This is a genomic window from Streptomyces sp. HUAS MG56 (genome assembly GCF_058673395.1).
This window is the reverse complement of sequence record NZ_CM178722.1, coordinates 9,945,481-9,968,965: the sequence shown is the minus strand read 5'-3', so window position 1 is coordinate 9,968,965 and position 23,485 is coordinate 9,945,481. Positions and strand designations below refer to the sequence as shown.

Below are 23,485 nucleotides of genomic sequence, written 5' to 3'. Positions count from 1 at the left end.
GTCATCGTCGACTAGTACTCCAGCCGTAGTTCGGTATCTGGGCTGGTCAGCGGCCTGCTGGCGTGGAGTGTAGCGGGGCGCCAGGCGGGCGGGACGGACTTCCCCATCGCGCCCCACGAACGAGTGCCCTGCCGCATGCCCGTGTGCTGGTGCGAGCAGTCCCTCGACATGCACAACGATGCGCCGGTGAGTGTGTGGGATCGGGAACTCGAAGAACTCTTCCTGCAGACCGGGAGCCGCTTCACTCGGATCGAACCCCGCAGGCGGATGCGGGACTACGTACCTGGCCTGCTCGCTCCGGTCAGCCGCAAGAACGGGTGGCAGCTCGCCGAGTGGGCCGGCCACGCCACCCCGGACGGACTGCAGTAGCTGCTCTCCCGTAGCCGCTGGGACGCCGACAGTGTCCGCGACGACCTGCAGCAGTACGTGGCCGACCAACTCGGCTGTGACGACGGCGTGTTGATCATCGACGACACCGGCTTCATCAAGAAGGGGACACCTCCGCCGGAGTACAGCGCCAATACTCCGGCACCGCCGGACGCACCGAAAATTGCCAAATCGGCGTGTTCGCCGCCTACGCCACCAGCCGGGGACACGCCCTCGTCGACCGTGACCTCTATCTGCCCAGGTCCTGGACCGACGACAGCGACCGCTGCCAGGCCGCCCACATCCCCGACGACCGTACCTTCGCCACCAAGAACGCCCTCGCCCGTGACATGATCCGCCGGGCCCATGCCTCCCTGCTGCGCTTCCGCTGGGTCGCCGCGGACGCCGCCTACGGCCAGGACAGCCGCTTCCGCCGGTTCCTCGAAGACGACCTGAAGCTCCACTACGTCGCGGCCGTCCCCAAGTCCCAGCAGGTCCACGGCCCGCGCATTGAGGACCGTATCCGCCGTGAGGCCCCGCCGGAGGCATGGCAGCGCTTGTCCGCCGGCCCCGGAGCCAAAGGCGAACGCTGCTACGACTGGGCCGGCGCCCTCCTGCCCGTCGTCGAGGAACGCGACGGCGACAAGCCCACCCGCAGGCGGTGGATGCTGGCCCGCCGCAGCATCACCGACCCCGAGGACATCGCCTACCTCCTGGCCAGCGCTCCGCTGGACGCCACCCTCGCCGACCTGGCCCGGATTGCCGGATGCCGCTGGAAGATCGAAGAATGCTTCCAGTCCGCGAAGAACGAGTGCGGCCTCGACGAGTACGAGGTCCGCCGTTACACCGGCTGGTACCGGCACATCACCCTCGCCATGCTCGCCCACACGTTCCTTGCCGCCATCGCCGCCCAGGAACGCGAAAGGGGGCCCCGGCGACGACACGCCCGATCTCGTGGACCTCACACCGGCCGAGATCCGCCGTCTCCTGGCAGCTGAACCCCCGCGCCGCCGCGCACACCACAACCACACGCTGACCTGGTCACGGTGGAGACGGCGGCACCAGGCACGCGCCCGCCAGAGCCACTACGAACGGCGCGGCTACCTATTCGCCGGGGCGCGATGGGGAAGTCCGTCCCGCCCGCCTGGCGCCCCGCTACACTCCACGCCACCAGGCCGCTGACCAGCCCAGATACCGAACTACGGCTGGAGTATTAGGCGTGCATTTCTTGACGCTCGGCATCGCGGATGGCACGAGCGGCGTTGATGAGACCGATGTGGCTGAAGGCTTGGGGGAAGTTGCCGAGGGCCTCTGCTGTGGTTGAGTCGGTCTCCTCGGCCAGCAGGCCGAGGTCGTTGGCGTGTGCGAGGGCGGTTTGGAAGGCGTGTCGTGCACGGGCGGTGTGGCCGGTGAGAGCGAGGGCTTGGGCAAGCCAGAAGGTACACAGCAGGAAGGTTCCTTCTTCCTCTTGTAGTTCGTCGGTGAGGTAGCGGCGGACCAAGCCGTTGTGGTCGGTCAGGTGTGTGGCGATGGCCAGCACGGTGGACTGGATGCGGGGGTCGTGTGGTGGCAGGAAGCCGACGATGGGCAGCATCAGTGCGGAGGCGTCGAGGTCGTCAGTGTCGAAGGCCTGGGTGAAGGCGCCCAGGTCGGGGTTCCAACCGCGCTGTTCGATGGCCTGGCGGATCTGGTCGCGCTCGTGCTGCCAGTGGGGCAGGCGTTCGTCGGCCTGGAGCGCAGGGGCCAGGCTGATGGCGCGGTCCAGGGCGACCCAGCACATCAGTTTCGAGTGGAGGAAGTGCCTGCTGGGTCCGCGTCTTTCCCAGATGCCTTGATCCGGTTGGGCCCACCGTAGGGCGGCTGTCTCGGCTGCCTGGAGCAGGAAGGTGCGGGTGGCTGGGTCGAGGGGCTCATCGGGCGGAAGGGTCTGGGCAGCGGCGTCGAGGAGTTCGCCGTAGACGTCGAGTTGGCGTTGGCGCCAGGCGTCATTGCCGATCCGGACGGGGCTGCTGTTGCGCCAGCCGGTCAGGTGGGGCAGGGGCCGCTCGCTCAGGTCACGTTCTCCGCCGATGCCGTACATGATCTGCAGGTCGGCGCCGCGGTCGAGTTGGGTTGCCGCGGCTCGGGCGAGGAAGCCGAAGAACCGGTTCTTCTCCTTCTCGCAGGCGGCCGTGGCCAGTGCCTGAATGGTAAAGCTGGCGTCGCGGACCCATGTGTAGCGGTAGTCCCAGTTGCGCGTTCCGCCCGTCTTCTCGGGCAGAGAGGTGGTGGCCGCGGCGACGATGGCCCCGGTGGGAGCGAAGGTCAGGGCCCGTAGCACGCGCCCGCTGTGGCTCACTTCGTCCTGCCAGGGGCCGACGTAGCCGCGGTGGAGCTTCGACCAGGAGCGCCAGCCTTTGACGGTGTCGGACATGCGACGCCGGATCCGTCCCGTCCGCCAGGCCACCGACTCCCTTTCCCACGCCGTCCCGACGTGCAGGGCGAATCCGAGGCGGTGTCCCGCCGAGAGCGGGATTCGGCCGTGGGCCGTGGAGCCGCTCATCCGCAGGTCGACGGGGCTCGACAGGAGCAGAACATGGGCGCCCCCGTACGCCGCAAGCCCACCTGGCACGGCTGAGAGGAGTGGGTGGACGAGTCCGAACTCCGGGCGCGGCGCGTAGGCGATCTCGATGTCCATCCGCCCTTCGGTGCAGGTGATCTGCCGCAGCAGCATTCCGGGGGAAGCGGTGCCGAGCGCGTGCCCGCGTTCGCGCCGTCCCAGGGCAAGGGCATCCCGCAGGACCGCAGTGCCGCCGGTCGTGCGGAAGACCGTCTCCAGAACGAGGGTGTCCTCGACGTAACGGCGGCTGATGTCGACCGAGCCGGTGACAGGGCGGATGGACCAGTGGCCGGCGTCCTCGTCGAGGAGTCGGGCGAAGATCGCCGGGCTGTCGAAGCGGGGCAGGCACAGCCAGTCCACCGAGCCGTCGGAGGTCACCAGCGCGGCCGAGCGGCAGTCGGACAGCAGGGCGTGGTCACCGATCGGTCGCGCACTCATGCGTCGCAGCCCGTCCACCTCGGGCCGGACGCGGCCCGGCCGGGACGACGTGAGCAGTCGCCTGCGACGCAGGTCTCTCCAGGTGCCTGACGGGTGACATGGATCCCAGCGTCCCTGAACAGCGGATTCACCTCCAGCCAATCAGCACGATCGGTGGATCGCACGTGCCGGTTGCCGACGTTTGCTCCGAGCGAGTGGCACGAGCTGGTGCCGCGCTCGGCGTGCGTCGTGTCTCCCCGCCGCGGCGTGGCCGACCCCGCGTCATCAGCGAGGTCCCGAGGCCGAATCCGGGTGGCCGAGGGCGAGGAAGCGTCGGTGACCGTATCCCCACTGGTTGGTGACGCTGAGGGCAAGGTCGGCGGCGATCCTGTGGAGCGCTGGTCGTCCGAGCCGTGCCCAGGGGAAGAACGGACCGTTCCGGCCGTGGAGGTCCTCGAACCGGGCGGTGCACTGCTGCTCGACGTCGTCGGGGTCGACCTCGACGACGAGGCGCCCGGTGGGGGCGATGAGTCCGCCGCAGCGGCGCAGCAGGCCATGAGGGTCGCCTCCGATGCCGATGTTGCCGTCGATGAGCAGCACTGTCTGCCAGCCGCTCTCGGCCGGCAGCTGGTCGAAGACCGATCGACACAGTGCGAGCCCGCCCAGAGAGGTGGTCAGTGCGACCGCCCGAGGCGCGATGTCGACCCCGAGGGCGAAGACTCCCCGGCTCAGGAGTGCCCTGCACATGCGGCCCGGGCCACAGCCGACATCGAGGACGGGGCCGACGCAGCGTTCCAGCACGGTCGTGTCGGCCGCCGTGGGCTGCTCGTGCCAGCGGTCTACCGGCATCCGGATCCGGCGCCCGTCGGCCAGCCGTAGGTACACCGGTTCTCGGCCGGGTCGCAGGGCGAGCGCGTAGGGGTCCTCGTCGGCGTCGTACAGCTCGTCCTCGTCGGTTGTCACGGTGCTGCGCCATGCCCTTTGGCGGGTCGGTTCTTGTCGCTGCGGCCGGCCCGCCTCAGGCGGCGCAGTCTCATCGCGAAGACCACGGCGGAGGCAGCGAAGAGCACACCGGTGATCGCCAGCCATCGGCCGAGGTAGACGCTGTCCGACAGACCGGTGTCGCCGGGGTAGGGGACCGCCAGACGGAAGACGAGGGGGAACCAGACCAGCAGGAGCAGACCGGACAGGAAGGCGGGAACACGCAGGTAATTGATCCACGGCACCCTCGGTCCGCCGGCGGCTCGGTGCCGCAGCACGGAAAGGGCCGACAGGTCGGCCAGCGAGTACAGGGGCAGCAGGATGAGGTCGTGGAGGATCGCCGCACCGACGAACCAGATCGCCACCTCCCAGGGCCGGACGGCGAACAGGCGCACCATGGCGTAGCCGGTCAGGGCGAACGAGGCGACCAGGACGAGCAGATGCAGCGGGCCGGAGCCGTACCAGCGTGCGAATCGTGCCATGGTCACGCCCTGAAGGTGAGCCGGTGGACCCACTTGGTGTTGTTCACGCCGGGGTTGGCCGGGACGATGATGCGGGCCGGGTAGCCGTGGTCGAGTGAGAGATGAGCGCCGTTGACGCGGAGGGCGAGCAGCGCTCGGGGGTCGTGGATCTGGTTGCCGCGCAGCACCACCCGGGTGAAGGGGCCGGGCGGCTGGATCGACTGGACCAGGACGCTTGCGGCGTCGGGCAGTCCGGCCAGAGCGGCGAGGTCGGCCAGCCGCAGGCCGCTCCAGTGCTGGTCCTCGGTGGACCATCCCTCCACGCAGGCGATCGGCAGTGCGGCGGCGTGCTGGGGCAGCGCCAGGAGCTGTTCGCGGGTGAAGACCCGTGGCGCTCCGCGTCCGTGGACCTCCAGCCGCCAGTTGGGGCCGACGAGCGCGGGGGTGATGCCCACTTTGGCCGCCGTCTTGTTGATCTGGAAGCTGTTCGGGCCGCTGTCTGGGTCGCGGTTGTGCGGTGCGAGCAGCGCGGTGGCGCGCAGCCGGCCGCCGATGCTCTGTCCGGCGGTCACGACGAACAGGAGCAGCGATCCCGCTCCCACCATGCCCACCGCGCCGCGGCGGGTCATCGTGGGCGGTGCGGGAGAGGCTGCCACCAGGCCGTCGGGATCGGGTGGTTCGGGCACGGTGTGGGCGAGGTCGGTGCGCAGTTCGGCGCCCAGGCTGCGCGAGCGCAGTGCCCGGATCATCCGGCCGATTTTGAGGCACACGTGGACGACGAAGGCGGCGATGAAGACCCAGGCGCCGTAGAAGTGCAGGCGGTAGAACGAGCCCGGGAAGACGTAGTAGAGCTGGATGTTGACGATGCCGGTGACGAACTCGAAGATGACACCGCCGACCAGCATCAGCAGGGAAAGCCGCTCCAGGCCGTGGGCGATGGAGCGTACCGGCAGCCATTCGAACAGCTTCGGGATCACCGACCACAACTTGGCCAGTAGCACCGGCACCAGCACCACGCCCAGCGTCACGTGCACGCCTTGGAGCAGCCGGTACAGCCAGTACGGATGCGTGGGCCAGCTGAAAAGGTAGAAGCCCAGGACACCCTTGTCGGCAGTCTCGTCGTTGAGGGGGCTCAGGTCAGGGTTGTAGGAGGCGTAGGAGAGCAGCCCGGTGACGAAGAGCAGCGGGATGCCGATCAGCAGCACCAGGCCGAACACGGACGTCAGCCAGGGGCCGCGGATGGGACTGCGCCAGAAGCCGGGGCGGAACGGTCCCGGGGGCGGAGGAGCCTGCTCGGCCCGGCGCACGAGGGCCCTGGTACGCGCGGCCCCCTTGGTGGCCCGCGCCGCCGCGGCAGCACGAACGCGCTCGAGGCGCCCCTGCGCGTGACCCTCGTCCGATCCCCGCCGCTGCGACCCGCCGGAGCCCGCAGCCGGCGGCCGTCCGCCACTGTCCAACGACTGCCTCCCCTATACCCAGACCGTCTCTCAACGTGGGCATCGAACCCCACCGCTCCATCAGGGCCTGTCAAATCGTCAGCCACACACCGGCGCAGATCGGGTCGACTCTCCGCGCCTGTCGTGCATGCGGGCGTCTGCCGTCAGCCGAATGGTTGACCCGGCGCTCCGCACGGCTCGACGGGTCGCACGGCGGCCCCATGATGGTGGGGTGCGACGCCTCAGCGCACGACGCAGCGCCACCACCTGGCTCGGCCGCACCGCGCTGACCAGGGAAGCGTGCTGGTTCGTCGTGATCGCGGCGAACCAGACCAGGGTGTCGGGACGGATACAGGTGCCAACGCTTCATCGTCCGTGTCGCCCGTACGATGATCGCGTGACAGCCCGCCGCGCCCTTGGCGCCGGTCCCCAGGCCCCGCAGAACATCCGCGCGGCCCAGGCCGATCTCCTCGACGTCCTCCCCGGGGTCCGCCTGCCCGACCTCGATCAGCTGCGAGCCCGTGGGGTACTCGGCTCCCACCCGGCAACACCCCCGGCGCCCCGACGGACCCTCGGCATCGGCGGCAGCGCCGACGCTGGCCCCCTTCACCTCCCCTGACGCCCCAACCGGTGCCGCGTAGTCCCGGGCTTGGAGCGTCCGGCTTCGGCGGCGCGGTTGCGCCAAGGCGTCTTCGGTACGGGCTCTTTCCAGACGTTGTCCGCACACCCCAGCAGATCACTGCCCAGTTGGGCAGACTGGGCAGGCAGAGAGAGCCGCCATCTGGCCCTGAACTGGGGGAACTTGTGATCGTCCGGCGATCCCTAGACGACGATGAACTGGCCCAGCACCTCGCCCGCCAGTTCAACATTCCACTGGACTGGCCCACGGACGGAGGGCTGAACACCGGGCAGGTCGCGAAGATTGCTTCCGCGGCAGCCTGCGACGTCTCATACAACCAAGCGGCCAACGGTCATCTGGTCGACCTCTTCGCCGCGCTCCCTCTACCGGGCGCGCCCGAAGGCAATGAGATCTGGGGTGCCCTGGGAGATGCGGGAGGCAGCGCCGCTCTGTACATCGTCCCCGACAACGCGGGCGGTCCGTTCTTCGACCGCCTGATCAGGGGGAACGAAGTGGGCATTGCCGACCGCGCGCTCAGTTTTCTCGCAGAGCTCGACGACCAGCAGCGCGACGCCGTGCCCGAGGTGATCGGCGACGCACTGGCTCACGACACGCCCGTAGCAGGTGGCCGCTACCTCGGGCAGTTGTGGCTGCGTGACGCCGAGACCACCGCCTGGCATGTTCTGCTCGCCAGGCGCCGACTGCACGAGAAAGAGGACGACCGCTAGCGATTCCTCGAAACGTGGGGCAACGCCTGAAAGGACTGATCGTCGCGGGATAGCCAGCGTGGTATGTGTTCGGGCGAGTAGGCGCCGTGCCCGGCTCGGTGCACGGCAGCCGGAACCGTCGGCGCACCGCCTGCGCGCCGTCTTCGCTCGCCACCATGCTCCCTGCTCCCTCTCCCACTGCGAACGGTTCCAGCCCCGCACCCTGACCGCAGCCGTCCAACCCTCGCACCAAGGTCCGACGGGCGCGGTCAGGCACTGCTATCCGTCCACGCGGACCTTGCCCGTCGTGTACGTGAGCCCTCTCCTCACACCCTCACAGCCTCACGGGTCAGTCAGTTGACCTGGGGAAACGGGCTGTGAGGCTTACAATCTCCACGTTTTCGGGCAGGTCCAGACGCTGCTTGCGCGGCTGTGGGAGGAACACGGCTGGGCCGCTGGACAGCAGGCCTCTGTTGTGCAGGACTTGGGCACGGCCGCGGCACCAGAGCGAGCAGAACGCCCGTTGCCGGCGCCCGGATTCGAAGGGCTGGATGCACACCGGACAGTGACCCGGAGCGGCGACGGGCGCCAGACGCGGCAGGAGCTTTTCGCCGCTTACACCCGCGCGACGCTCAGCCGGTTCGGAATGGACGTACATCAAGTGGCGCGCGATGCCGTGCGATTTCCCCGCATGGGACCGCGTGTATGCGTTCTTTCGCAGGTGGAGGAACAGGGGCCTGGCCAGGGAGCCCCACGACCGGGTGCGCGGGCAAGCCCGCGCACCCGAGGGCCGGGACGTGGAGCCGACCGCGGCGATCATCGACTCACAGTCGGTCAAGGGCTCCGCCTCGGTGCCCGCCGCGACGCGCGGCTTCGACGGCGGCAAGAAGATCAACGGAAGGCGCCGGCACGTCATCACCGACAGCCTCGGTCTGCTGCCACGCCCTGACCCTGCTGCGCACTGCGCAACCAGGTTCTACGAGTCGACTGATGTTTAGGGCCGCGACGAGGGACACGACCCATTCCCAGGGTATGCCGTCAGCTGATCCGAGCAGCGCGAGCATCACGCCTATGTGGAAGGGCAACGCATGAGAAGAAGGCCCCCACATTCACGGGGAGCCCTCTTCAGTCAAGCGCGGTCATGCGGCACCCGGTCGTGGGTGCAGCGCGGCAACGGCCACGACATCCTCCGACGCCCGCCCAGCCGGATGGGCCCTGCGTGGTCAGGGGTAGATGGGCCCGTAGGCGCCGGTGAGGTACGGCAGCTGACCCTTTTCCGGCTTACCAGCGGGAACCGGCTCCACCTGGACCTTGTCCGTCTGCATGCGTCGGACGCCGATGCCGCCTCGCCGTTCTCTTGATCTCACCGATGACGAGCGCCATCACTTCACCTCTTCGTCGAGTTGCCGCGGGTCAGCGGCAGGAGTCGGGTTCGGGCGCGGTGCGCCCCTCTGGACCCAGGCGTACAGGACGTCGCCGGGGCAGGCGGTGGGGTAGCCGTCGCGATGGCCCTTGATCTCAGGTCCCGCAGGGCCGTGAATGCGGCAGTAGTCGATCGCGTCCCGCATCCCGTTCAGCTGGGCGTCGGTCGGGTGGGTTGAGCCGGATGCGCCGAGCAAGGCGGCGACCGCGTAGTGGGCCTCGTTCAGCGGGACGTTGCCGTTCGCGCTGTTGCGGCGTACCAGGCCGCGGCCCTCGAAGACGTAGCCGTGCTCGCACACCACGAAGCTGTAGCCGATGTCGGACCAGCCGTCGACGTCCATGTGGGACGCCTGGAGCTTGCGGACGTAGGCCGGACACGTGTCGTGCTGGCCGAACGTGTACGGCGTGCCCAGGTAGTGGCACTTCGTGCCCTTGCGCGGTTCGTGGTACGGGATCGATCCGTTCGGCTCCCGCCACGGCCGGGCACCCCATTGCGCGCGCGTGACAAGCTTCATCGAACCTCCTCGTCGAGCTTGCGTCGGTCGAACTTCGGGGGCGATGAGGAGGCAGCGAACGACAGCGCCCAGGCCCGGAGTTCGGCCGTGCTGCTCAGGTGGCAGTAGTCGCGGTCCACTCCGGAGGCGCTGTACTGGTGGAACAGCCATGGAGCCTGGATCCCGGGCCGGCCGGCGGGAAGGCCGGCCCGGGATCCAGAGGAAGTCCTGGTAGAAGCCGGTGGTGTCGACGCCGCGCCAGTAGTCGGTGTTGCAGTACATGCCGACCGGGTTGTGCGGAAGCTTGGCCTTGACGTACCGAAGCCAGGATTCCTTGTACGCACGCTGGTCGTTGAGCGAGACATTCTGGTTCGCGGTGTCGTAGCCCTCCCAGTCGAGGACCACCAGATCGCCGGGCTTCCATGCCACCTGGGCGAGGAAGTAATCGGCCTCTGCCTGCACCGAGTCGCCCATGTGGGGGTAGTGGTAGCCGCCCCGCACCAGCCCGTTGGCCTTCGCGTGATTCATCTGCAACGTCCACTCGGGGTTGACGTACCCCAGGCCCTCGGTGACCTTCGTGAAGGCGAACGAGAGGCCGCTCGTGGCCGGCGTTGCTGACTGGTACGACGACCAGTCCTGACCGTAGATCCCCATCGCGCCTCCTCAGCGCCAGATCCCGAAAGCTAGATGCCCGAGCAGCCACACCAGAACCGCGGCCAGGAGCAGGTGCGCGACGCTCCACTGCCAGACCGGGACACCCTCGCGGACGCCGAACCAGGTCCACACGGTCCACGACAGGGTGTTCTTCGGGTTGGTGAACAGGGCGTAGCCCTCCGGAACGCCGAACAGGACCACCAGCCATGACAGCCAGTACCACTGCCATCCGGTCGTGCCGCACCCTGCTTCCCGGCCGCAGCCTGAAGCATGTGCTGATGGATGGCGTCGAGGCGGGCGCGGGCCCTGGCCGCGACGTAGGGGCTACGAATCACGAACAGGTGTTGTCCTGCTTCGACTCGCCGCCCTCCGACCAGTTCGTCGAGCCAGTGATGAGGTCCACGCCGTCGATGACGACCTCCTTGAGATGCATGATCGCCCCGCGCTCCGAGCGGCCCACTGCGATCGACGACGCCGGATACGCCTCCTCCGCGAGGAGGGTGCGCTCGTGTACTCCGCCGGCCTGGCTGGAGTCCAACGTCAGCTGCACGCTGATCGTCGGGTCCTGAAGCTTGGTCTTGATCAGGTCGGCAAGCTCCTCGTCGTCGAAGCCATACATGGCGATGGTCAGGCTCCGCTGGGCAGAGCTGATCAATGACGGGCCATTGACCTGCGGTGTTGCCGAGGTACGCAGCGCTACAACCACCGGGCTGTCGGCGGTTGCTGCGCAATCGGCGGCTGTGCGACGCCTTCGGGTGTCACGGACGGTGAGAACGTAACTGACCGGCCCGGGGTGCGCACGAATGCTTGGTGGAGGTCCCCGTGATCGCTGCACCGGCGTGGAGATCCGCGGCGCGATGGGCGGGGGCGTCGTCGGTTTCACTCGGCGCAATAGCGACTTGGAGGTAGTCGCCGACCGACGCCGGCTGGCTCAAGGTTGCCGTCGCCTCGCTCGAAGATGGCCCCGCGCCCTGCACCCCGCCCGCCGCCGTCCAGATCGACGCCGCATCGCGGTCAGCCCCTTGCGGGGCGAGTGCCGAACCACTGGGCGGCGGCCCGCTCGAACGTGTCGGGGGCAGGGTCGTGATCGTCCGCCCAGGCGACGATGCCGTCGGGGCGGATCAACACTGCGCCTAGCCCGAGGTCGTTTCCCGCCGGGCCGGCGGCGTAGCGGATTCGACGTCCCCAGTGCACCGCCGAACCGCGCAGCCGGCGGTCGGTGCTGAAGTCGAGAGCGACGCCGCGTCCGCCCTGCATCAGGTCGCCGAGGCGCGTGCCGTCCTGGAGACGGAGGTCGGGGGCGTTGCGGCCGACCAGCGAGTGCTCGCTGTCGAGGTCGTGGCGGATCGACGATCCCGAGAGCTTTTCGAACACGTAGGTCGTTCCGTCACGGGAGGTGAGCAGGTCGCGGATGATTCCTTGGACCGCCTGGGCATGCGGGTCGGGCTTCATGACGGCCACTTGTGCGCGTGACCAGCTGAGCACCTGGGCGCCGACGGGATGGCGCTCGTGGGTGTAGGTGTCGAGAAGCCCGTCGGGCGCGTGTCCGTGTACGGTCGCTGCGAGTTTCCAGCCCAGGTTGACGGCGTCGCCGATGCCGGTGTTGAGGCCCTGTCCGCCGAGGGGGGAGTGGCTGTGGGCGGCGTCGCCTGCGAGCAGGACGCGGCCTCGCTGGTAGGTCGTGGTCTGCATCGAGCGATCGGTGAAGCTCGAGGCGAGGTGGACCTCATCCAGCGTCACGTCGGTGCCGGACACACGGCGCAGCACGGCTTGGAGATGGTCGAGGGTCGGCTTCTGCGAGCGGTCGAAGGCGCCGCCGTCGAAGTCCATCATGCCGATGTGCCCCGGTGCGGAGATCTGGATGTACAGGCCGGTGGGGGTCAGGTTGAAGCCGGGGCGCAGCTTTTCGGGGTCGGCGATGGTGGCGAGCATGGCGTAGCCGGTGAACTGCGGCTCGGTGCCGACGAAGGTGAAGCCCGCCAGCTCACGCACCGCGCTGTGTCCGCCGTCACAGCCGACGCCCCAGCGTGCCGCGTATGCGTGCCCGCCGGCGTGCACGGCTGCGCTTTCGTCGCCCTGCGTGACGGCCGAGACCGTGACGCCGTACGTGCCCCTCGTCGAGCATCTCGGACGTCAGGTCGCCGCGCACCCGCCGAACACGCGGACGATGTCGATACCAGCCGAACTCCAACCGCAACTGATCTACCTCGATCTCCACCACGACCTCCGGTTTGACCGGCCGAAAACGCACCGGATCCGCGCCAGGCAGTCCGCCCACAAGGCGCGGCCGCCAGGGAGAGCGAGACGGCGCGTGAGAAAGCCCGGAGACGGGCGGACGGTGCCCCGCCCTCCCCACCCCTTCCACGGGCCGACAGGACCGCACAGGCAGCGCGGAGGCCCGCCGACGCGCAACAGGCTCCAAACAGCCCAAGATGCGGGATGAGCTCAGTGGGCCGGGCCGCGGCGACCGTCACGTCAGAGCGCTGATCCCCACGACAAGCAGGGCCGTGATGAGGGTGAGAGTGCCTCCGAAGGCTGCGCCGACGCGCAGTAGGGCGGCGGGCAGGGAAGCGCGATCCATGCGGGCCAACAGGCCAGCGCCGACAGCCGCCAGAAGCGCGAGGAGGGCGGAGGCGAGGACAGCAAGAGCGAGCAGAGTCAAGGCCGTTGGCGACGCAGACACAGTTCTCTTCCGTTCAGTAGCGAGCGCTTTTGTCAGAACGAATATGGCGAGACGGGCATGCGCGGACGTACAGGTGGACGAAGATAAACGGGCAGGTTCCAACGGGCCAGAGATGACCAGGAGGAGAGGTCGAGTGGGTGGGCACACACGGGACGAGCTCGCCGAACTCAAGACGACACTGCGGCAGCTGCGGGCGGAGCGCCGGTTGACGACGTCCGGGCTGGAACTGCGGGCGGGGCTGGGACACACGACCGTGAGTTGGGCGCTGAACGGCTCCACCATGCCCAGTGAAGCCACGGTTGTCACACTGACCCGCGCGTTGCGGACGGACGCTGCACCGCTGCTCGCGCTTCGTCGCAAGGCTCTGCCATCCCGCACGCCACTGCGCAGATCCGCTGGCCAACGACATCCTGGACCGGGCCCACCCGAACAGCGACGCCAACGCCCTGGTCCCTGCCCGGGTAGCGGATCACCCGCCCGTGGTCGGGCCGAGGTAGGTGCCGCCGGAGACATCGATGGTCTGGCCGGTCACCCAGCGCCCCTGCGGACCCGCCAAGAAGCCCACCACATCTGCAACGTCCCCCGGCTCACCGATCCGTCCGAGCGCGGTGATCGACTCAAGTCCAGCCATCGCCTCGGGAACGCCGGTCCACCCGGCGGTCATGTCGGTCAGCACCACCCCGGGTTCGACCGTGTTCACCGTGATCCCGCGCCAGCCCAGTTCGTTGGCGAGCGACGGGCCGAGGGCCGCCAGCGCGGCCTTGGTGACGGTGTAGCCGATCTGGAGAGGATTCGCGATCCGGGTGGCCGCCGAGCCCACGTTGACGATCCGTCCGCCGTCCCGCAGCAGCGGCAGCGCCCGCTGAACCACGAAGATCGGCGTGCTCACGTTGACCGCCAGAAGCCGCTCCCACTCCTCCTCAGTGAGCTGCCCGATCGAACCGACCGAGTGGATACCCGCATTGTTGACCAGGATGTCCAGGCCGTCCGCACCGTGGTCCGCCAATCCGGCGGTGAGCCCCTCGAACAACGAGTCCACCGCACCACTCTCGCCGAACCTGGCCTGCACCGCGAACGCCCGGCCCCCGGCCTTGCCGATCAGCGCCACCGTCTCCGCGGCGCCCGCGTCGTTGCCGCCGTAGTGGACCGCGACCAGCGCCCCCTCGACGGCGAGCCGCAGAGCGACCGCACGCCCGATCCCGCGCGAGCCGCCTGTCACCAGTGCGGTCCTGCCGTCCAGTTCCCCCACGATCGCCTCTCCCCTCGTGCTGCCCCTACCGAATCCGGGACCGATCTCGGATACATCCGAAGTTCCGCGCCGCCCAAGAAACGAAGGTGTCCAAGATCAGTGTGTGACGACCGATCTGAACACCCTCTAGACCGCTCTGTACGTGAAGACCGACGACGAGATCCGGGGAACGCAACGGCTGCTCAGCGCCTCCGAACTCGTCTGCACGGCGGTGCACAGACGATCCTCGGCTACCACTCCCATGCTCGCTGCGCTACGCGTGCAGGCACCTGTGGGGGCGCTGGGTTGAGATCAGGGGCGGGGCCGAGGTGCTGACCGTCGTTCTGCCGCCCATGGCACCCGACCGTTTCAGCCGGGACATCATCCGCGTCCGCCCGCAGAGGCTCATCACCTGGAACCTGGGGGGGCGGGGCGCCGCCGCCCGCGGCGTCAGGTGACGTGAGGCCGGAGGCGTCGCCTCAGTCCCGCAGCTGGTTGGGAGTAATCCATGGCTGAATATCATCGCCCCGACGAATCCTAGGGGGCCAGGCCGGCCAGCACTACCGAGAGTTTTCGGCGGAGCTGCCGGGCGAGTGCACCGGCCGGCTGCGGCGAGTTCAGCCAGTGGTTGAGCGTGCCGAAGTAGCAGTCGGCCAGCACCGCCGCGGCCAGCTCCGGCTCTGCGGCCGGGTCGATCTCCCCGCGCTGCCGGCCGAGTCGGATGGACGCCGCGAAGGCATCCGCGATGGGGCTGTCGTCCATCACCGAGACGAAGCGGGACGAGCCGGCGAGCACCCGCTGGGTGAGTAGGAGCTCGCGTTCGTTGAACTCGGCCAGCACGTCGAGGTAGCCGGCGAGTTGGTCGGCGATGGACCGGTTGCGGAACTCCGCCTCGTCCAGCATGTGCCGCAGCCGGTTTCGGCGCCGCTCCCCCCAGCCGTCCACGAAGTCGCTCTTCTTCGCGAAGTGGTTGAACACCGTCTGCCGGGAGACGTCGGCTCGTGCGGCGATCTGGTCAAAGGTGGTGGTCTCGAAGTCCTGCTCGGCGAAGAGCTGCAACGCGGCGTCGAGGATCTTGTCCCGGGTCCGGAGCCTGCGCTGTTCCCGTCGGCCGGGCGGGGCGCCAGCCGTCGCGCCCGCCCTCTCGTCTCTGACCATGCCGCTCCCTAAAGCACCGCGTCCTGCCGTCCCAGAAAATTATACTTCAATCCATAGTTGTACTTGAGTACAGTGTCATCATGGCAAACCCTCCCTACGCCAGGGGCCTGCACCGGATCGGTCCGCACAGCTACGCGTACCTCCAGCCCAACGGCTCCTGGGGGCTGTCCAACAGCGGGCTCGTGACCGACGGGGACGAGGCGCTCCTTGTAGACACCCTGTTCACCCCGGCCATGACCGAGGAGATGCTCCGCGCCATCACCGCGCGACTGCCCGGGATGGAGATCACCACCGTGGTCAACACCCACGACGACGGCGACCACGCCTTCGGCAACCAGCTCTTCGCCGATGCGACGATCATCAGCAGCGCGGCAACCGCCGCACACATGCGCACCGCTCCCTCGGTGGCGTACTTCCACGACCTCATCGAGCGGGCCAGGGCCGGGGAACCGGGTGCCCTGGGTGGCTACATACGCCACCACCTCGGCTCGTTCGACCTCTCGGGGATCGAGTCCACCCCGGCGAACGTCACCTTCTCGGGCCGGCGCGACGTGACGGTCGGACGGCTCCGGGTGCGCCTGACCCAGGTCGGACCGGCCCACACCGACGGAGACGTACTGGTCGAAGTGGTCGACGACGGCGTGCTGTTCACCGGCGACATCCTCTTCGTCGGCAGCCACCCCGTCATCCACTCCGGCCCAGTCCGCCGCTGGATCGAGGCCTTGGAGCTCATCGCCCACCTGAACATCGACACCATCGTCCCCGGACACGGCCCCGTCGTCGCAAAGCCCCACCTGAACCGGTTCCGCGCCTACCTCGAGCACGTCGCCGACCACGCGTCGCGCTCACACAAGGCCGGTCTGAGCGTCACCGAGGCTGCCGCCGCGTTCCCCATGGCTGACTACGCGGACTGGTCCGACGCCGAACGCCTCGTGCTCAACATCGCCGCGGTCTACCGCGAACTGGGCATTGAGGACGGCGACTTCACCTCGCTCCTGACCAAGGCGGCCGAATTCTGGGCGGCCGCGCGGTGACCGACCACAACGCGCCCCGGATCCCGCCGCTGCCGTTCCACGAGTGGAGAGAGAAGACCCGCGCCACCCTCGATGCGAACCGCGACACCCCCGTCCTCGCCCAGCTCCTCGCCGGCCGGCCCGCGCCCAATGTGCTCGCCACACTCGCCCGCCATGACTGGCTCTTCGGGATCGCCACGCCCTTCCTGGCATCGGTCACCGCGGGCGAGATGCCACCCCGTGACCGGGAACTCCTCATCCTGCGCACCGCGCACAACACCGGCTCCACCTACCAGTGGTCGCACCATCGCCGCCTCGCACGGGCAACCGGCCTCACCGAAGCGGAGATCGACCGGGTCGGCCAGGGGCCGGACGCGCCAGGCTGGTCCGCGACGGACGCCGCGCTCCTCCGCGCCACGGACGAGATCGAGCGGGACGCGACCGTCGCCGAGCCGACCTGGCAGACCCTGGCCGCCCACTACAACCGCCGCCAACTCCTCGAACTCCTCTACCTCGTCGGCGCATTCCGCATGCTCGCCTCCATGCTCAACAGCTGCCGCGTCCCGCTCGAACCATGGGCTACCTCATGACCCGTGACGACCTCACCATCGACCACAAACCGGTGCCGACGGGCCGGCAAACCCCCGCCGGAGCAGCGACCGCGGGGCACCCGCTGCCGCGCATGCCCCGCACCCTCCCGCGCATCCTCGGTCTCGACGTGAACGGCATCGGCCCGGACAGCGCGGCGGCCTTGCTCATCGCAGCCGGTGACAACCCCGAACGCCCCGACAGCGAGGCGTCCTTCGCCGCCCTGTGCGGCACCAGCCCGGTTGACGCGTCCTCCGGCAAGCCCCAGCGCCGCAGACTCAACCGAGGCGGCGACCGCCAGGCCAACGCTGCACTCTTCCGGATCGTCCTCAGCCGCCTGCGCTGGGATGGCCGCACCCAGGACTACATGCGACGGCGCCTCGCCGAACGCAGGACACGCCGCGAGATCATCCGCTGCCTCAAACGCTACGTTGCACGAGAGATCTACCGGCTCATCGTCCCAACGAGACGATCACCGAGACTGACAAGCTCATCGAGGGCCGCTTCCGCGAGCACGAACTCGCCGAAGTAATCACCTCCGTGCCCGGCATCGGCACGACCCTCGGCGCCGAGTTCCTCGCCGCCGTCGACGGCAGCCTGGACGCCTTCCCCACCCCCGACCGGCTCGCAGCCTTCGCCGGCGCGGCACCCGCTCCACGCGACTCCGGACAGGTCAGCGGCGACGACCACCGGCCGAAGAAATACCACCGAAGGCTGCAACGCGTCTTCTACACCTCCGCACTCATCAGCATCCCGAGCGATCCCAACTCCCGCCGCTTCTACGACAGGAAGCGCGCCGAAGGGAAACTCCACGTCCAGGCCGTCCTCGCCCTGGCTCGCCGCCGCGTCAAGGTGCTCTGGGCCCTCATCCGTGACCGACGGTGCTATACTGTCACACCATCAGTCACTCATGCCGCCTGACTTCCAGATTGGGAAGCATCAACGCCGCCGCGGAGAGTTTCTGGGCCCGGCTCAAAGAGGAAATCGGCACCCGAATCTGGCCCGACCGGGCCACCGCCCGCGCCGAGGTCTTGAACTTCGTCGAGACCTTCTACAACCGCCGCCGCCTGCGCAAGCACAAGACCTTCGGCTACCTCACCCCAGCCGAGACCGGACAGCGGCATCAACGCACCCTCGCGGCATAAACCATCGAGTGTCCGAGATCACGGGCAAACTTCAGGTGGATGCGTGACGGCCGGGTTCGAGGTTGTGGCGCCGATGCGGCCGTTTCGCTGGTCGCGGACTGAAAGGCCCACCGGTCAGGCGACCTTCTGACGTTGGGGCGTCTTGCGCATCTTCACACCGCCGACGATGAGCGCCAGCCCCACGGCGACGACGCCGAGGTAAGCGGTGGGCGGAAGGTCGACCAAATTGTGCATCCAGCCCCACTCCATGCCGAAGAAGGTCTGCGAAGCGAAGCTGACAAGCCCCTGGGCTCCTACGACGTAGCCGATGCTTTCGACGGTGTATCCGATGGTGGTTCGCACGAGTCAACTCTTTCGCAGCGGTGCCGCGAGATCGCCCTCCACCGGGACGAAAAACGCACTAGTCCAAAAGATGCAGTCGCGTGCGGTTCCAGTCTGACGACACCGATGGCCGGCCGTGAGTGGTACGAGGGTTCCGGCGGCACTCTGATCCGCAGAGCCGGGTCACGGCCTGGCGGCCGCGGCTCACCGGGCGACGGGCATAGGCGGTGCGCTGGTCACCGGCCTGGTCCGGTGGGCCCGGTCGGGGCGGGGGCGGGCCGGCGGGCGCCGGCCGGAGCTCACCGAGGAGGCCGCGCTCGCCCAACGCCTCCACGCGCGCGGGACAAAGATCTCGACGATCCTCATTCTGGCTGGTCAGAGGCGCCTTCTGCTGAGCTGATCACCTGCCGGACAGCCCGCTTCATGAAGGTGCGAGGCTAACACTCGCCGTCCGACAGCGCGGACAATTCATTTACGAGGCGTGCGGTGGTGAGCGGCTTGTCAGGATCGGGGTTGTCGGCCTCGTGTTCGACCAGCCAGCTGCCGTCGCTCTGCTTGACGACCCGGACGGCCTCAAGGGTCGGGCTGGGGTCGTTCGCCCTTAGCTTCTTCCACACCCATACGCCGATGCCGGCCGGGTGTGCGCAGTTCGCGGGAACGTTGACGGTGTCCCCGTCCGCCGCAACCACTGTGCTGGCGTCACCGTGGGGGTGACGGCCTGCCGCCTTCGCGCATTTGTCTGCCAGGGTGCCGGAGCCCGGATGGGGGTGGTCGACGCTGTCCACGCCCACCTCCACTTTCTGGTAGGCGGGGGTCATCAGCGCGCACTTGCCCTTACCGTCCCCGGTCGCGTCCGCCTTGTAGAAGGCGACGGCCACGTCGTTCGGTGTCTGTGCCGGCGCGTTCGAGCCGGCACAGCTGCAGGCTCCGAGCGCGATGGCTACAGCAAGTCCGGTCGTACGAGCAGCCCTGCGTGCCATGCCCATGTGAACCCTCCCCCGATCCACCGGCCACCGCGGGTACGGGCGGGAGGCGGGTGGTGTGTGCGTGATCTTTCTTGATCATTTTTAGCATGGGGGAAATGCTCAGCAGGGCCGGGGCGTTGGGAGTCCGCGGAATCGGGAGGATGTCCGGCTCACGGCTGCGCGCAACACCCTTTTCATGGCGTTTCGTTCATCTTGCGCTGCGGCCGCGGGCAGGGTGCGGCGCCCTCGGGGCACGGTGCTTACGGCTTGGGGAGCAATACTGATTTCGGCGCTTCAGGGTGATGGTGATGGGAGGTCGAGGAAGAGTCCGGTCCCGGCAACGAAACCGTCGAGGAGATCCGGGCGGTACTGGAGGCGTTTGAGTCGGTTGCGGACGAGGGCCTCGAGCCGGTCGAGAGCCACGCTCGCGAGGTTGGCGAGACTGCGTTTGACGTGGGCCCACAGGTACTCGACCGCGTTCAGTTCGGGTGCATAGGAGGGCAGGATGAACACCGTCAGCCACTCCCGTGCCTCGATCAGCTCGCGCATGGTGTGGGAGACGTGGGTGTTCAACCGGTCCCATACGAGCACGATCGGTGCCTTGACCAGCTGGTGCATCCCGTCGATCAGACGGATGTAGTCGTCCTCGGACAGGCTGCGGCGCTCGCCCTTGCGTCCGGTGTGCAGGCGCAGCCGGTTGCACAGCCAGGTCCTCGAGCCCGGACGCGTCGCGATCAGCCCGGCGACGGAGACCCTCCCCGAACGGCGGCCGGACACTCTCACGACCGGGGTGATGCCCCGCCTGCCCCAGGTGCGGCCCTTCGGCGGCCTGCGGGTGAACCCGGCTTCGTCCTCGAAGCAGATGAAGCCGTCACAGGCCGCCCGGGCGCTTCTATCTCCCCCCCCCACGTCGCCTCCTTCCACACGGCGATGGCCTGCTCGTCGCGTTCCGCGGCTCTGCGAGCAGGAACCTGCGGGGTGAACCCGAGACGGCGCATCAGCCGGGTGGCCCCCGAGACGCTGTAGGAGACGTGGAACTTCCTGCCGATCAGCGTCGCACCCGCGCACCGGTCCACACCTGGTCTTGGTCCCAGCCGTGCGCAGCCGGCCCCTCCTCCAGGTACGCGGCCAGCTTCTCCAGGCAGCGCGGGGACAGCCGGCACCGCGATCCGCTCGGGCCACGGGAGGCCAGAGCCCGAACACCGCCGTCCCGCCATAGCTGATGCCATTGATAGGCCGACTTCGGGCTCACCCGCAGGCGCCGTGCCACCTACAGCGGCTTGATCTTCTGCTCGAACAGCTCGGCCGCCTGATTCCGTACCGTCTCCCGGCGCCGCCGTCCCGCAGCAGACAGCCCGCCCCCATCCCCATATCTCACACACCACCAGATACAGCCAGCACTGCCAGCCCATCAGGGACTTCGAGCGAGTTCACCCTGACGAGCCGCAGTCAGTAACCACCGCAGCCGCGTGGCCGACCTTAACCATGAGGCCTTTGGCCGCTGACCCCCGAAGCCGAAAGAGAACGACATGCCTGGACCGGACCTGCCGCCGGCTACAGCACCCATGACGGTGGAAGCACTGCTCAGTCGGTGGCCCACCAGCGCGCGAAAAGTAGAGCTGATCGACGGGGTGCTCGTCTTCGCCGGTGACTTCGACCAACGGGACCTGGAGACGGCACAACGTACCTACCCGCACCGTCGCCCCGTACTCAATGCCGACGGCGGCCTAAAGGTTCATCCTGCAGGACCAGGTGATCCGGCGCTCCTGGTCGCCGTGGATCGCGCGGAATAGGCGATTGCGTCACGCCGCCCGAGCAGCCTTCGTGTTCTCCTCGACGCCAGAACCCGCGCACATACGGCTGCGGCCTGCGAACACATCAGGTGTTCGCAGGCCGCAGCCTTCAGGAAGATCAGCTGATTCGGATGGCGTCCGGGTTGATGCCCTGCGCGGGGGCGAGAGTGAACAGGACCGTTCGATCGTGTCCAGACGCTGGGCGATCGACCGCTCCCCCGGCGTGCCGACGGCGTTGGTGAGGGAGTCGATCTTCCCGAACGCCGTACGCAATCCTTCGCCGCGTGGCGGCGCGTCACTCACCATGTCAAGCTGTCACCCGATCGTGCAGCAGACCTGGCGGTCTGCCCAAACGAGCGACTTTCTCATACCTTGTCGATATGGACTGGACACCGCTCCTAGCCACGCTGCTCGGTGCTGTGATCGCAACAGGCTCCGCCTTGCTAGTTGAGGCCAGAAAGGAACGCCGCGAGGACCGGGCCGAGTGGAGGCGCAGCAAGAGGGAGCTGTACGGGGCCTACCTCGGTGTGCTGGCCCAGGCGCGCAGCGAACTTCAACTCATCATTCTCCAAGGCACGATGTCCGAGGCCGAACGCAAGATCGCAGCCAGGCAGAGCTTCGCAAAATGCTATGAGACCCGGTACCAGCTTGAGGTGTTTGCCCCACGCGCCGTTGTTGAGCCAGCCCTGGACTACTTCCGTAGCGTCCGTCGGGCAAGGGATGCGACCATACGCGGTGCCTCAGACGAAGCAGACGGTTACGAACACGCCTTTCATGAAGTGATGGAAGCGCTCATCGCCGTGCGCAGCGCAATGCGCCTTGACATGGATACCGACAGACTTCCTGCCGACTGAGCCTCCGACCTGGCCGATGAAGCCCACGCCGGTGACATCCCCGAGGACACAATCCGCGCCGTGGCCCCATGATGAGCCGACCAGAGTCGGCGTACGCCCGCCGCCGTTCTTCTGCGCCGCCACCTTGGCAGCGCGCAGTGCGACGCGAACCAGGTCGACTCTGTTGTACTGCGGGTTCTCAGTCATCACGCCACCTCCCCGGCCAGCTCCTGGACTCGGCGGACACCACAGACGCTGTGGGACGGCAGAGGCTTGCGGCCGCACTGCACGGATCCGTGCCGGCCCGAACAGGTCTCCTGCCCGGCCGGTGCGGCGACGGGCGTGAACACGACGACGGCGGCCAGCGCAGCGGCCTCCTCGCGGCAGAGCTTGCACAGGCCGTCCTCGAGGGCGCGGCCGACGACGATGATCCGGGCGCCGCAGTCCCCGCAGGATCCGCGCGGCGGACCCTCCAGCACGCACGGCGCCAGGACCGGGCCCGGGTTGCAGATCGCGTCGTCCAGCACGCAGCCGGCGCAGCGTCCGGCCGGGCCGGGACGGGTGCCGTGGTCGGGCCACAGGCCCTGCTTGATGCGCTGGGCACGCCGTCGGGCAGCGGCCTTGTCCCTGCAGATTGGCACTCTGGGGCGGCTGTCAGACCCACCAGCGATGATGACCCCATGACGAACTGCGCGATCCTCTGGACCGACTCCAACGGTGTCCCCCGATCCTCCGCTGTCGCCTACGACAAGAAGAGCGCCGGCCGGCGGAAGGCCGAGCTTCAGGGTGGCGGCTGCACCGAGGTGGAGATAGTGGAGACGAAGCCCGGCACACTTCCCGAACCGCGGGGTTGACACAGCAGCGGCCGCCTCGACGGGGGATGCGAGACGGCCGCTGGAGCCAGTGTGGCACGGAGGCCTCGAGTGCGGGGCAGGCCGCCGGCCTTCCTCGATCAGGGCCGCGCAGGGGCACGACGGTAGCCGTCCGACGCCGGCACGGCGTCGCGGTCGGCTCCGGGACGGCGGCTGCCGCGGCGGAGCCAACCTTCCCGAGGCGCCAAGTCAGCAGGAGGGTTCGCGCCGGTTCTGCTCGTGCTTCGCCTTGCGCGCGGCACTGACACCGCGCAGGCGCTCGGTGACTTCGGGCAAGTGCTCGAGAGCCACGGTCACCAGCGCGCCCATGACGTGGGGCGCCCAGCTTGAACTCGTCGCGTAGAGCAGCCACGGCGCGGTCCAGATCCTCTGCGGTCTCCTTCGGTAGTTCCCAACGCCGCGTGGCAACGGTCTCTGCCCTCTCGGCCAGTAGCTCGGCGCGAAGCGCAGCCACGGCCGCGTCATTTGCGCCGGTGCGCTTGGCATGCTCAAGCTCTTTGGCTGCTTTGGCCTCCGTTGCTGCCTGGGGGTCGTCCAGGCAGGTGCAGCCCAGACGTCGCGCGGCTGCGAGCCTGAGTTCCTTCCTGCCACTGTCCAGCTCGTTACGGAATGGCTGGAGCGCCCTGCTCAAGTCGGTGGGTGCCTGCGTGCTCCAACTGGGCCGGCTGAACGCGTAGAGGAGCTTCGTCCAGTCCCCTGCCGCGTAGGCCTTCATGACCGTCCGGTACGA

Annotated in this window: 20 protein-coding genes and 6 pseudogenes; 12 read left to right on the top strand and 14 right to left on the bottom strand. The window is 68.5% G+C overall.

Going from position 1 to position 23,485, the window contains the following annotated elements; genetic code table 11:
• Positions 1–168: 168 nt before the first annotated feature.
• Positions 169–1,402, top strand: a pseudogene (locus AC4OXY_RS45495) (IS701 family transposase).
• 177 nt (positions 1,403–1,579) lie between these two features.
• Here the strand turns inward: AC4OXY_RS45495 and AC4OXY_RS45490 are convergent.
• The 4 genes from AC4OXY_RS45490 to AC4OXY_RS45475 all read right to left on the bottom strand — a co-directional run bounded on the left by AC4OXY_RS45490 (position 1,580) and on the right by AC4OXY_RS45475 (position 6,131).
• Complete coding sequence (locus tag AC4OXY_RS45490; RefSeq protein WP_491992701.1) at positions 1,580–3,403, bottom strand: glycoside hydrolase family 15 protein; 1,824 nt, start codon at positions 3,401–3,403, stop codon at positions 1,580–1,582.
• Positions 3,404–3,667: 264 nt separating this feature from the next.
• Positions 3,668–4,345, bottom strand: a complete 678-nt coding sequence (locus tag AC4OXY_RS45485) for a class I SAM-dependent methyltransferase (RefSeq protein ID WP_491992700.1) — start codon at positions 4,343–4,345, stop codon at positions 3,668–3,670.
• Positions 4,342–4,845, bottom strand: a complete 504-nt coding sequence (locus tag AC4OXY_RS45480; RefSeq protein WP_491994743.1) for a hypothetical protein — start codon at positions 4,843–4,845, stop codon at positions 4,342–4,344. Before AC4OXY_RS45480 ends, AC4OXY_RS45485 begins: the two co-directional genes overlap by 4 nt.
• Before the next feature lie 2 nt (positions 4,846–4,847).
• The gene (locus AC4OXY_RS45475; protein WP_491992699.1) at positions 4,848–6,131 is read right to left on the bottom strand and encodes a molybdopterin-dependent oxidoreductase; all 1,284 of its coding nucleotides are present in this window, start codon (positions 6,129–6,131) and stop codon (positions 4,848–4,850) included.
• A gap of 526 nt (positions 6,132–6,657) precedes the next feature.
• On the opposite strand from AC4OXY_RS45475, the gene AC4OXY_RS45470 reads away from it, so the two are divergent.
• The 3 genes from AC4OXY_RS45470 (at position 6,658) to AC4OXY_RS45460 (ending at position 8,584) form a co-directional block, all read left to right on the top strand.
• Positions 6,658–6,879 carry a hypothetical protein gene (locus tag AC4OXY_RS45470; RefSeq protein ID WP_362823940.1) on the top strand — a complete coding sequence of 74 codons (222 nt, stop codon included), beginning with the start codon at positions 6,658–6,660 and terminating at the stop codon, positions 6,877–6,879.
• A gap of 185 nt (positions 6,880–7,064) precedes the next feature.
• Positions 7,065–7,607 carry a hypothetical protein gene (locus AC4OXY_RS45465; RefSeq protein WP_491992698.1) on the top strand — a complete coding sequence of 181 codons (543 nt, stop codon included), beginning with the start codon at positions 7,065–7,067 and terminating at the stop codon, positions 7,605–7,607.
• Positions 7,608–8,347: 740 nt separating this feature from the next.
• The gene (locus tag AC4OXY_RS45460) at positions 8,348–8,584 is read left to right on the top strand and encodes a hypothetical protein (RefSeq protein ID WP_491992697.1); all 237 of its coding nucleotides are present in this window, start codon (positions 8,348–8,350) and stop codon (positions 8,582–8,584) included.
• Positions 8,585–8,968: 384 nt separating this feature from the next.
• On the opposite strand, the gene AC4OXY_RS45455 is transcribed toward AC4OXY_RS45460, so the two are convergent.
• The 4 genes and pseudogenes from AC4OXY_RS45455 to AC4OXY_RS45440 all read right to left on the bottom strand — a co-directional run.
• Positions 8,969–10,156 (bottom strand): GH25 family lysozyme, encoded by a 1,188-nt coding sequence (locus tag AC4OXY_RS45455; RefSeq protein WP_491992696.1) that lies wholly within the window; start codon positions 10,154–10,156, stop codon positions 8,969–8,971.
• 9 nt (positions 10,157–10,165) lie between these two features.
• The gene (locus AC4OXY_RS45450) at positions 10,166–10,357 is read right to left on the bottom strand and encodes a hypothetical protein (protein ID WP_491992695.1); all 192 of its coding nucleotides are present in this window, start codon (positions 10,355–10,357) and stop codon (positions 10,166–10,168) included.
• Positions 10,358–10,487: 130 nt separating this feature from the next.
• Positions 10,488–10,862 carry a phospholipase D-like domain-containing protein gene (locus tag AC4OXY_RS45445; protein WP_491992694.1) on the bottom strand — a complete coding sequence of 125 codons (375 nt, stop codon included), beginning with the start codon at positions 10,860–10,862 and terminating at the stop codon, positions 10,488–10,490.
• Positions 10,863–11,170: 308 nt separating this feature from the next.
• Positions 11,171–12,259, bottom strand: a pseudogene (locus AC4OXY_RS45440) (FAD-dependent monooxygenase); the annotation flags it as partial.
• A gap of 329 nt (positions 12,260–12,588) precedes the next feature.
• Between AC4OXY_RS45440 and AC4OXY_RS45435 the strand changes: the two are divergent.
• Positions 12,589–13,170, top strand: a pseudogene (locus tag AC4OXY_RS45435) (helix-turn-helix domain-containing protein); the annotation flags it as partial.
• Between the two features lie 138 nt (positions 13,171–13,308).
• On the opposite strand, the gene AC4OXY_RS45430 reads toward AC4OXY_RS45435, so the two are convergent.
• Entirely contained in the window at positions 13,309–14,088 is a 780-nt protein-coding gene (locus AC4OXY_RS45430; protein WP_491992693.1) for an SDR family NAD(P)-dependent oxidoreductase, read from the bottom strand.
• Between the two features lie 516 nt (positions 14,089–14,604).
• Positions 14,605–15,225: a TetR/AcrR family transcriptional regulator gene (locus AC4OXY_RS45425; protein WP_491992692.1), complete on the bottom strand. Its 621-nt coding sequence runs from the start codon at positions 15,223–15,225 to the stop codon at positions 14,605–14,607.
• An 80-nt stretch (positions 15,226–15,305) separates the two neighbouring features.
• Between AC4OXY_RS45425 and AC4OXY_RS45420 the strand changes: the two genes are divergently transcribed.
• The 5 genes and pseudogenes from AC4OXY_RS45420 (at position 15,306) to AC4OXY_RS45400 (ending at position 17,971) form a co-directional block, all read left to right on the top strand.
• Positions 15,306–16,259: an MBL fold metallo-hydrolase gene (locus tag AC4OXY_RS45420; RefSeq protein ID WP_491992691.1), complete on the top strand. Its 954-nt coding sequence runs from the start codon at positions 15,306–15,308 to the stop codon at positions 16,257–16,259.
• Complete coding sequence (locus tag AC4OXY_RS45415; RefSeq protein ID WP_491992690.1) at positions 16,256–16,828, top strand: carboxymuconolactone decarboxylase family protein; 573 nt, start codon at positions 16,256–16,258, stop codon at positions 16,826–16,828. Before AC4OXY_RS45420 ends, AC4OXY_RS45415 begins: the two co-directional genes overlap by 4 nt.
• A 131-nt stretch (positions 16,829–16,959) precedes the next feature.
• Positions 16,960–17,358: pseudogene (locus AC4OXY_RS45410) on the top strand (transposase); the annotation flags it as partial.
• A pseudogene (locus tag AC4OXY_RS45405) lies at positions 17,298–17,747 on the top strand (transposase); the annotation flags it as partial. The pseudogenes AC4OXY_RS45410 and AC4OXY_RS45405, both read left to right, overlap by 61 nt.
• An 8-nt stretch (positions 17,748–17,755) precedes the next feature.
• Positions 17,756–17,971, top strand: a complete 216-nt coding sequence (locus AC4OXY_RS45400) for an integrase core domain-containing protein (protein ID WP_491992689.1) — start codon at positions 17,756–17,758, stop codon at positions 17,969–17,971.
• Positions 17,972–18,085: 114 nt separating this feature from the next.
• Here the strand turns inward: AC4OXY_RS45400 and AC4OXY_RS45395 are convergent, their stop codons facing one another.
• From AC4OXY_RS45395 to AC4OXY_RS45385, 3 genes and pseudogenes are all read right to left on the bottom strand, one after another.
• Entirely contained in the window at positions 18,086–18,313 is a 228-nt protein-coding gene (locus tag AC4OXY_RS45395; RefSeq protein ID WP_491992688.1) for a hypothetical protein, read from the bottom strand.
• 416 nt (positions 18,314–18,729) lie between these two features.
• A complete protein-coding gene (locus AC4OXY_RS45390; protein ID WP_491992687.1) occupies positions 18,730–19,170 on the bottom strand; it encodes a hypothetical protein in 441 nt (146 codons plus the stop codon).
• A 381-nt stretch (positions 19,171–19,551) separates the two neighbouring features.
• Positions 19,552–20,635, bottom strand: a pseudogene (locus AC4OXY_RS45385) (IS630 family transposase).
• Between the two features lie 795 nt (positions 20,636–21,430).
• Here AC4OXY_RS45385 and AC4OXY_RS45380 point away from each other — a divergent pair.
• On the top strand, positions 21,431–21,904 hold the full coding sequence (locus AC4OXY_RS45380) for a hypothetical protein (RefSeq protein WP_491992686.1): 474 nt from the start codon (positions 21,431–21,433) through the stop codon (positions 21,902–21,904).
• 185 nt (positions 21,905–22,089) lie between these two features.
• Here AC4OXY_RS45380 and AC4OXY_RS45375 read toward each other — a convergent pair whose 3' ends face one another.
• Positions 22,090–22,524 (bottom strand): hypothetical protein, encoded by a 435-nt coding sequence (locus AC4OXY_RS45375; RefSeq protein WP_491992685.1) that lies wholly within the window; start codon positions 22,522–22,524, stop codon positions 22,090–22,092.
• Positions 22,525–22,563: 39 nt separating this feature from the next.
• Here AC4OXY_RS45375 and AC4OXY_RS45370 point away from each other — a divergent pair, with 39 nt between their 5' ends.
• On the top strand, positions 22,564–22,737 hold the full coding sequence (locus tag AC4OXY_RS45370; RefSeq protein ID WP_491992684.1) for a DUF8636 domain-containing protein: 174 nt from the start codon (positions 22,564–22,566) through the stop codon (positions 22,735–22,737).
• Positions 22,738–23,485: the final 748 nt, after the last annotated feature.